This is a genomic window from Streptomyces ureilyticus (genome assembly GCF_011045025.1).
Classification (GTDB): Bacteria; Actinomycetota; Actinomycetes; order Streptomycetales; family Streptomycetaceae; genus Streptomyces; species Streptomyces ureilyticus.
In genome coordinates this window covers 1-8,257 of record NZ_JAAKZX010000316.1, presented here as the reverse complement: position 1 = coordinate 8,257, position 8,257 = coordinate 1, and the positions used below count along the sequence as shown (strand labels likewise).

At 70.0% G+C, this 8,257-nt stretch carries 9 protein-coding genes and 1 pseudogene; 7 read left to right on the top strand and 3 right to left on the bottom strand.

Annotated elements, in window-relative coordinates; genetic code table 11:
• Positions 1-103: 103 nt before the first annotated feature.
• Positions 104-871 (bottom strand): ABC transporter ATP-binding protein, encoded by a 768-nt coding sequence (locus G6048_RS45120; RefSeq protein WP_165345422.1) that lies wholly within the window; start codon positions 869-871, stop codon positions 104-106.
• A complete protein-coding gene (locus G6048_RS45115) occupies positions 868-1,230 on the bottom strand; it encodes a hypothetical protein (RefSeq protein WP_165345414.1) in 363 nt (120 codons plus the stop codon). Before G6048_RS45115 ends, G6048_RS45120 begins: the two co-directional genes overlap by 4 nt.
• A gap of 288 nt (positions 1,231-1,518) precedes the next feature.
• Between G6048_RS45115 and G6048_RS45110 the strand changes: the two genes are divergently transcribed.
• Both G6048_RS45110 and G6048_RS45105 read left to right on the top strand, forming a co-directional pair.
• Complete coding sequence (locus G6048_RS45110; protein WP_408056237.1) at positions 1,519-2,709, top strand: sensor histidine kinase; 1,191 nt, start codon at positions 1,519-1,521, stop codon at positions 2,707-2,709.
• Complete coding sequence (locus G6048_RS45105; protein WP_165345420.1) at positions 2,697-3,356, top strand: response regulator; 660 nt, start codon at positions 2,697-2,699, stop codon at positions 3,354-3,356. The genes G6048_RS45110 and G6048_RS45105 overlap by 13 nt, the downstream gene beginning before the upstream one ends.
• A gap of 15 nt (positions 3,357-3,371) precedes the next feature.
• On the opposite strand, the gene G6048_RS45100 is transcribed toward G6048_RS45105, so the two are convergent.
• Positions 3,372-4,322, bottom strand: coding sequence for an SMP-30/gluconolactonase/LRE family protein (locus G6048_RS45100; protein WP_165345419.1), 951 nt, complete (start codon positions 4,320-4,322; stop codon positions 3,372-3,374).
• Positions 4,323-4,526: 204 nt separating this feature from the next.
• Here G6048_RS45100 and G6048_RS45095 point away from each other — a divergent pair, with 204 nt between their 5' ends.
• From G6048_RS45095 to G6048_RS45075, 5 genes and pseudogenes are all read left to right on the top strand, one after another.
• A complete protein-coding gene (locus tag G6048_RS45095) occupies positions 4,527-5,507 on the top strand; it encodes a threonine ammonia-lyase (RefSeq protein WP_165345418.1) in 981 nt (326 codons plus the stop codon).
• 151 nt (positions 5,508-5,658) lie between these two features.
• A complete protein-coding gene (locus tag G6048_RS45090) occupies positions 5,659-6,192 on the top strand; it encodes an ATP-binding protein (protein ID WP_165345417.1) in 534 nt (177 codons plus the stop codon).
• 146 nt (positions 6,193-6,338) lie between these two features.
• A complete protein-coding gene (locus tag G6048_RS45085) occupies positions 6,339-6,725 on the top strand; it encodes a hypothetical protein (RefSeq protein WP_165345416.1) in 387 nt (128 codons plus the stop codon).
• A gap of 45 nt (positions 6,726-6,770) precedes the next feature.
• Positions 6,771-7,184, top strand: coding sequence for a peptidase M23 (locus G6048_RS45080; protein ID WP_165345415.1), 414 nt, complete (start codon positions 6,771-6,773; stop codon positions 7,182-7,184).
• Positions 7,185-7,441: 257 nt separating this feature from the next.
• A pseudogene (locus G6048_RS45075) lies at positions 7,442-8,131 on the top strand (MFS transporter); the annotation flags it as partial.
• Positions 8,132-8,257: the final 126 nt, after the last annotated feature.

Here is an 8,257-nt window from a genome sequence, read left to right as displayed (position 1 = left end):
GTGCCGTTGTCGGTCCGCAACGACTCGACGGCGCTGTGGCCACCGTCCCGGCCGGTTTCCTGCACCTGCTTGCGCTGCATCACCGCGAGATGCCGCATGCTCCTCAGCCCTCTCCCAGCGCGACGAGACGGGCGGCCAGCTCGCCGGCGGTGGGCGTGTGCAGCGTGTCCACGACCCGCCCGTCGGCCATCACCAGGGCCTGGTGCGCCTGGGCGGCGGCGGCAGGGTCGTGGGTGACCATGACGACCGTCTGGCGCAGCTCGTCGACGAGGTCACGCAGCAGGCGCAGGACCTCGTGGGCGCTGCGCAGATCCAGGGCCCCGGTCGGCTCGTCGGCGAACACCACGGCGGGCCGGGCCGCCAACGCCCGTACGATCGCGACCCGTTGCTGCTGTCCCCCGGACAGCTCGGCGGGCCGGTGCGTCAGCCGGTCGGCAAGACCGACGCGTTCGATCAGCGTGCGCAGCCACTCGTGGTCCGGGGCCCGGCCCGCGAGACGCAGCGGCAGCGTGATGTTGTCGGCGACGCTGAGCGAGGGCACCAGGTTGTACGACTGGAACACGAAGCCGATGCGCTCACGGCGCAGTTCGGTACGGCGGGTCTCGTTCAGGCCCGCGATCTCGTAACCGTCGATACGGACACTGCCGACGGTTGGGGCGTCCAGACCCGCCGCACAGTGCATGAGCGTGCTCTTGCCGGACCCCGACGGGCCCATCACGGCGAGAAAGGTGCCGCGTTCGACGGTCAGCGACACGTCGTCGAGGGCGCGTACGCCACCGGGATACGTCTTCCCGAGGTGCGCGAGCGCGATGGCGGGAGTGTGCTCCGGGGCCGCCGAGGAGGCCTCAACTCCCTTGACGAGCTTGCTCATCGACGACCCCGCAGGCGCTGAACGATCAGTGCGATCAGGCAGAGGGCGGTGACGGAACCGCAGGCGAGGTGGGCCGGCGTGCCGAGGGCGGCGTACGTGGCCACCATGTTGCCGATCGCGCTGATCACCAACAGCACCCAGAGAAGGACGCGTGCGATTCCGCTCCCGGTGACGACGGTGAGCGGCTCGGCGGCGGGGTGCGCCTCGACGGCGGGGCGCGGCTGGGAGGCGGGGATCGGCCCGCCGATGGTCTCGGCGTAGTGGTCGACGGCCGGGTTGGCGTACGTGCTGCCGGACTGGTTGGCGGACTGGTTGGCGTAGGTACCGGAGGCGGTGGTGAGGCGGTAGGGGTCGGTCATTTTCGGGCTCCTTTTCCTGGTCGCCGCGGAGGTCGCGGCCGGTTGCGCTGTCGTCACCGACGCTATGAATCGCGCCCCCTCGCGGCCGAGCCCGCCTGCCGCCCGGTTCGAGGTACAGCCTGCTGTACTTTCCGCGGCTTCCGTCGCCCTTGAGCTGACGGCCAACTGATCGGCCGCCTATGGTCGTTGCCCTAGGAGGAGCCCATGCCGAGCCAGCAGTACGTATCTGACGGCGCCCCAAAAACCCGTATCCGGGACATCGTTGTCCGGTCGGCCGGCGCCGCCCTCATGGCGCTCGAAAAGCTCGCCGGCGGATTCGGCACCGCCGTCCTGGCGCTGGCCGTCCTCCTCCTGGTGACCGTCAGCGCCGTGACCTCCCTGGTGGGAGTGGGGCTGCTGATGGCGCCCACCGCCCTGCGCGCCCTGCACGCCGTCGCCGAGCGCGAACGCGACCGGCTCACCCGATGGGGCCCGGAGCTGATCGGCCCGGGAACCGCACCGACCGAGCTGCGCCCGGCCCTCGCCGACCCCGGCACCCGGCGGGAGCTGGGCTGGCTGGCCACGCACGCGACACTGGGGCTGCTCCTTGGCCTGATCGGTGTGCTGTTGCCGGTGCTCGCGGCCCGCGACACCGCGTTCCCGCTGCTGTATCCGTTCGCGCCCGACGACGCGTCGAGCACGTCCATCGGTCTGGGCAACGCGCAGACCTGGGGGGACGCCCTGGCCGTGGTCCCGCTGGGCCTGGCGTGGATCGCCATCATGGTGGGGCTCGGTCCGGGCATGGCGCGGCTGCAGGCGCTGCCGGGACGCCGGCTCCTGTCGGCAGGACCCGACGCGGACCTGTCGCTACGGGTCGCCGAGCTGACCGCCACCCGGGCCGCCGCCCTCGACGCCCACGCCACCGAACTGCGCCGTATCGAGCGCTCGTTGCACGACGGCACGCAGAACCGGCTCGTCAACGTCACCGTCCTGCTCGGCGCCGCCCGCCGCATGGTGGCCCGCGACCCCGCGGGCGCCGACGAAATCCTCGAACGCGCCCAGAGCGCCGCCGAGGGCGCGCTGGCCGAACTGCGCTCGGTGTCCCGGAGCATCCTGCCTCCGGTCCTGGACGACCGGGGACTCGAAGGTGCGCTGAACGGTCTTGCCGCGGACTGCCCGGTGCCCTGCCGCGTCGGCGTCGAGACACCCGCGAGATGCGCGGTCTCCGTCGAGGCGACCGCCTACTTCATCGTGGCCGAAGCCCTCACCAACATCGCCAAGCACAGCCACGCCCAGCACGCCACCGTCACCGTCCGCAGCCACGACGGCCGACTGCACCTGCGCATCAGGGATGACGGCAGGGGCGGCGCGGACGAAGCAGGCGGCTCCGGCCTGACCGGCATGCGCCGCCGCATCGCGGCCCACGACGGCACCCTCACCCTCACCAGCCCGCCCGGCGGGCCCACAACCCTTGAGGTGGACCTCCCATGCGGATCGTGATCGCCGAAGACGACCCCCTGCTGCGCGAAGGGCTCGCCCTGCTGCTGCGGGCGGAGTCGCTGGACGTGGTGGGCACCGCCGGTACGGCCGACGGGATCCTCGACGCCATCGACGAACACAAGCCCGACGTCGCCATCCTCGACGTACGGATGCCCCCGACCCACACGGACGAGGGCATCGTCGCGGCCGTCGAGGCCAGACGCCGCCGGCCGGACCTGGCCGTGCTCGTGCTGTCCGCGTACGTCGAGCAGAGCTTCGCCCACGAGCTGCTCACCGGCGGCGTCACCGGCCTCGGTTATCTCCTCAAGGAGCGGGTCGGGCGAGTCGAGGAGTTCCTGGACGCCCTGCGGCGGGTGGCGGACGGAGGCACCGCCATCGACCCCGAGGTCGTCGCACAGCTCTTCACCCGCAGCCGCCACGACTCCCGCCTGGAACGCCTCAGTCCCCGCGAACGCGACGTACTCGCCCTGATGGCCGAGGGCCTCGGCAACTCCGCCATCGCCGAACGCCTCGTCGTCACGGACGGCGCCGTCCACAAACACATCCGCAGCATCTTCGCCAAGCTCGACCTGTCCCCCACCGACCAGGTGGACAGACGCGTCGCCGCGGTCCTCCAGTACCTGGAGGACGTACGCCGCCGCGCCTGACCACCTACTGTCCGGCTAGGCAGGCACAGCAACGGCGTTGAACGTCGTCTCCGGCGTCTGCGGGCTGGTGAATCGCGCGTTGACGAGATACAGCCGGTCCCCCCAACGCGCGGCGGTCGCCGGCACGTCGAACCGCGGATCGGTGATCGTCCGCTTCAGCGTGGCCGTGGTGACCTTCGCGTCGAGGTCCCAGACACTGATCAGGTTCTGCCGGTTCTGCACGACGTACAAGGTGCGGCCTATACGGACCAGCCCGTCACCGTTGGCGACATCGGCCTGCCCGTTCAGCGTGATCTTCTTCGCGGCACCGGTCTTGGGGTTCACGTGGTAGAGCTCGCCCGGCGTGCTCTTGACGACGATCAGACCGCGGCCGTCGGGGGTGTCGACGATGCCGTTGGCGTTGTTCACGTCGGGTGTCTGCGTCCACTCACCGCCGAGCGGCAGACTGCGGACCTCGCCGCCCCGGCCGCGGGGTACGCCGTACAGCACGGCCTGGCGCGAGTCGGTGAACCAGGCGCGGCCGCCGAGCAGGATGACGTCGTTGACGAACGGGGCGGCGCTGTCGGTCAGTTGGTACGTGGCCTTGAGCTTGCCGCTGCGGGAGTCGACGATGCGCGCGGTACCGCCGGCGCCTCCGGCGAGGTAGAGCAGCCCGTCGTGGTCCAGCTTCAGCCCGATGGACGCCGTACCGGTGGCTCCCTCGAAGAGGACGCCGCCCTTACCGGTGCGCAGATCCGTGCGGTAAACGGCACCGTTCGCACGGGAGCCCATATAGGCGTACGGCTTTCTCCCGATGGTGATGCCCTCGGGCAACCACCCGTCCGGAAGCGGAAACTCGGTAGGCCACGCACTCTTGACGGCCCCGGCAGCGGCACTGGCCGTACCGGCACCAGCGGCCAGCGTGAGAGCGACGGCGGCCCCGCCGAGAACGGTACGCCGGGACGGCCGGGCTTGGTTCGGGGACATGGTTCCGGACCTCCATGAAAGTGGCGGTGAAACGCTACGAACTCAGCAACTCATCAAACCGGTACAGCACTTGGGGACGCCGAGAACCAGACCAATCCCAGCTCCCGAACTCTGCCCGCTCGAACGCCTCGCCCGCCACCAGAGTTCCCCTGTGATTTCGCTATGGCCCGCCTGTGAGCGTTGGCGGCACTACGCTGCTGTGTCGTGCAGGAGACGCGCCTCGATACTGCTCGGATCCGGGCGGCCCGCCGGGTGATCGACCCGATTTTTCTCGATACTCCGCTGTACCGCTGCGAGGGGCTGGAGCCCGACCTCGGGTGCACGGTGAGCATCAAGCTCGAAACGGCCAACCCGGTCCGCAGCTTCAAGGCCCGCGGCACCGAGGTCGTCGCGAGCCTGCTCGCCGACAATGCGTCACGAGCCGTGGTGTGCGCCAGCGCGGGCAACCTCGGCCAGGCCCTCGCCTGGTCCGGTCGCGGCCGCGGGCTCGACGTCACCGTAGTGGCGTCCCGCTTCGCGACTGCGGCCAAGCTTGATCGCATCCGCGCACTGGACGCCAGGTTGGAGCTGGTCGACGGCGACCACGAGATGGCTCGCGACCGAGCGGCGGCCATCGCGCGCTACGACGGCATCCGGCTACTCGAAGACAGCCTGGACATCGAGACCTGCGAGGGAGCGGCAACCATCGGCCTGGAACTTGTGGACACCGCGCCGTCGTTCGACGCCGTCCTGATTGCTCTCGGCGGCGGGGCGCTGGCCACCGGCGTGGGCCATGTGGTGAAGGCATCGGCACCCGAAGTCGAGGTGATCTGCGTCCAGCCGCTGGGCGCACCGGCGCTGACACGCTCGTGGCGCCAACGACGTGTCGTCACCACCGACTCGACCAACACCATCGCTGACGGCGTCGCCGGCCGGCGTCCCATCCCGGCCGTCCTGGACGACCTCCTCGTGGTCGCCGACGACGCCGTACTGGTCCAGGAGGCGTCGATCACCGCCGGTATGCGGATGCTCCTCGACCACGCCGGCCTCGTGGTCGAACCGTCGGCCGCGCTCGGCATCGCGGCCATCCTCGAAGACCGTGACCGCTTCGCGGGCCGACACGTCGTCACCATCGTGTGCGGCAGCAACGTCGACGTAGACGCCTACCACCGCTGGGTCGGCGCGGCTCCCCTCCACGAGTCTTGACAATCGCTCGGGACCGAAATCCGGGATGCGAGCGAAGAGTTGCAGAGCTGATACTCCAGCCGTAGATCGTGATCTTGCTGGTGGCACCTGTGGTCATGGGCCGGTCGATATCGGATCGCGTGAGACAGGAGCGCACTGGCACGCTGCCCGCATGGATCACACGGAAGTACTGCTCATCGGAGGGCGGGCCGGCGTCGGCAAGACGACGGTGGGGTGGGAGGTTTCTGCGTTGCTGCGGGCTGCGGCGGTCCCGCATGCGGTCATCGACGGAGACTTCATGGGTCAGGTGCACCCCGCCCCGGAGGGGGACCCTCACCGCTCGGAGATCACAGAGAGCAATCTGACTGCCGTGTGGGCGAACTACGCCCGGCGCGGCTACCGCCGACTGATCTATACGAACACTCTGAGCGTGCTGCCCGAGGCGACGGGGATGTTCGAGCGCGCCCTGGGGCCGGGGGTGCGGATCGTACGGGTCCTACTCACCGCGTCCGACGCCACCGCCCGCGACCGGCTGGTGCACCGGGAACTGGGCTCGGAGCTGGACCAGGAGCTGGCAGGCAGTGCTCGCAAGGCGCGGCTGCTGGACCAGCGGGCCGCTGCGGAGACCGTACGGGTGGTGACGGATGGGCGGGCTGTCGTGGACATCGCCCGCGAGGTGGTGGCCGCCACCGACTGGACCGGGTAGCGATCCGCCCGCCCTGCAAGGCACGACGATTCAGGCGCGGGTGACGCAGGTCACAACCGCCCGTGTCATACGAAGCGCCCTCCCCCATCGTGTCCCCTGCGCAAGGCACACCCGGTCAACGACCAAAGACCAACGGGGAGAAGCACATGAAGGTACGTACCGCACTTGCCGGCGCGGCAGCCGCCGCGGCACTCGTGGCGGGTTCCGTCGCCGCGGCCGGTCCCGCCGTGGCGGACGGCACGGGCGCGCAGGCCACCTACACCGTCTGGGCCACGGACGTGAACGTTCGCGACAACCCGAACGACGTCGCCACCTGCGACAACAACCCGTCGACCGCGAACTGCCCGCGCGTGGTCGGGAAGTTGCAGCCGAACCAGCCGTTCGAGGCGGTCTGCCAGAACCAGGGGCAGGTCGTGGGCGGCAACGAGTGGTGGGTGCTCGTCGAGCGCGGCGACATGCTCGGCTGGATGGCGAGCTACTACGTCGACCACCCGGACAACAAGCTGCCGAACGTTCCGGAATGCGGGATGTAAGCGAAGAGCGAAGCAAGGAAGCAAGAACGAAGGGGGATGAGCACCATGAAGACCCGCACTGCACGCACTGCACGCACTGCACGCACCAAGGGAACCCTTGGCCGCAAGGTCGCCGTCATGGCGGGGATCGCCGCCGCCGGGGCGCTGACCCTGACCGGCCCGCAGGCCATCGCCGCGGACACCCGGCCGGCGTCCGTCGAGGCCAAGGAGGTTTACGTCTGGGCGACGAACGTCCGCCTGCACGTGGAGCCCTACGTCAACTCGCCCTCACCGACGAAGGTGTCCCAGGAGACGCTGATCGGCCTCTGCCAGAAGCAGGGCGACACGGTCACCGAACCGGGCCAGGGCACCAGCAGCTGGTGGACGCTCGTCGAGAAGCCGGGCGGCAGCGACAGCCTGTTCATCAGCAACGTCTACCTGGTCGGCGGCGAAAAGATCGAGGGCGTCCCCGACTGCTGACCGGCTGACAGGCACGTATAGCCGGCAGGGCCGGCAGGCACGTACACACGAGAAGCGGGACCCGACCCACGGGTCCCGCTTCTCCCATGCGGTGCCGGGACACAGGCCCCGGCACCGCCGCCCCAAATCTTCGCCAAGCGTGCCGCCCCGAGCCCGCCTTAACTTGCTTAACTAAATCAACGTACTTACATTTTATGTCATCGCGCATGACGCATAGCGCACAGCGCATACCGACCGCCCCACCCGGAGGCCCAACCATGTCCCACGCACAACCCCGCACCGCCACCACCGGCACGGCAGCGCCCCCGCGGCCGAACGTCGTCGTGGCGGTGCTGGCCTTCGGCGGGATCGTGGTCTCGCTGATGCAGACCCTGGTCATCCCGATCGTTCCGGAGCTGCCCAGCCTCCTGAACGCCCCGGCGTCCGACACCGCCTGGGCCGTCACCGCCACCCTGCTCGCCGCCGCCGTCGCGACGCCGATGATGGGGCGGCTCGGCGACATGTACGGCAAGCGCCGGATGCTGCTGGTCAGCCTGGTGATGCTGGTGGCGGGGTCGGTCACGGCCGGGCTCAGCGACGCCCTGGCGCCGATGATCGTCGGGCGCGCGCTGCAGGGTCTGTCGGCCGGTGTCATCCCGCTCGGCATCAGCATCATGCGCGACGAGCTGCCCGCCGAACGGCTCGGCTCCGCCACCGCGCTGATGAGCGCATCGCTCGGCGTCGGCGGCGCCCTCGGCCTGCCCGCCGCCGCGCTCATCGCCGACAACTTCGACTGGCACGTACTGTTCTGGGCCTCGGCCGGCATGGGTGCCGTCGCCCTGCTGCTCGTACTGGCCCTGGTGCCGGAGTCCAAGGTGCGCACCGGGGGACGGTTCGACCTGATCGGTGCGGTCGGGATGGCGGCGGGGCTGGTGTGCCTGTTGCTGGCGATCTCCAAGGGCGGGGACGTCGCCAGACATGTCAATCCAACGTAGGTGACCGGAGGCTTCACTGACATATATCGACTGCACAAGTGCTCCTCGTGGGCGGCAACGCCTTCGCTCGGCTGAACCTCGCCGGCGCATTGGCCAGTA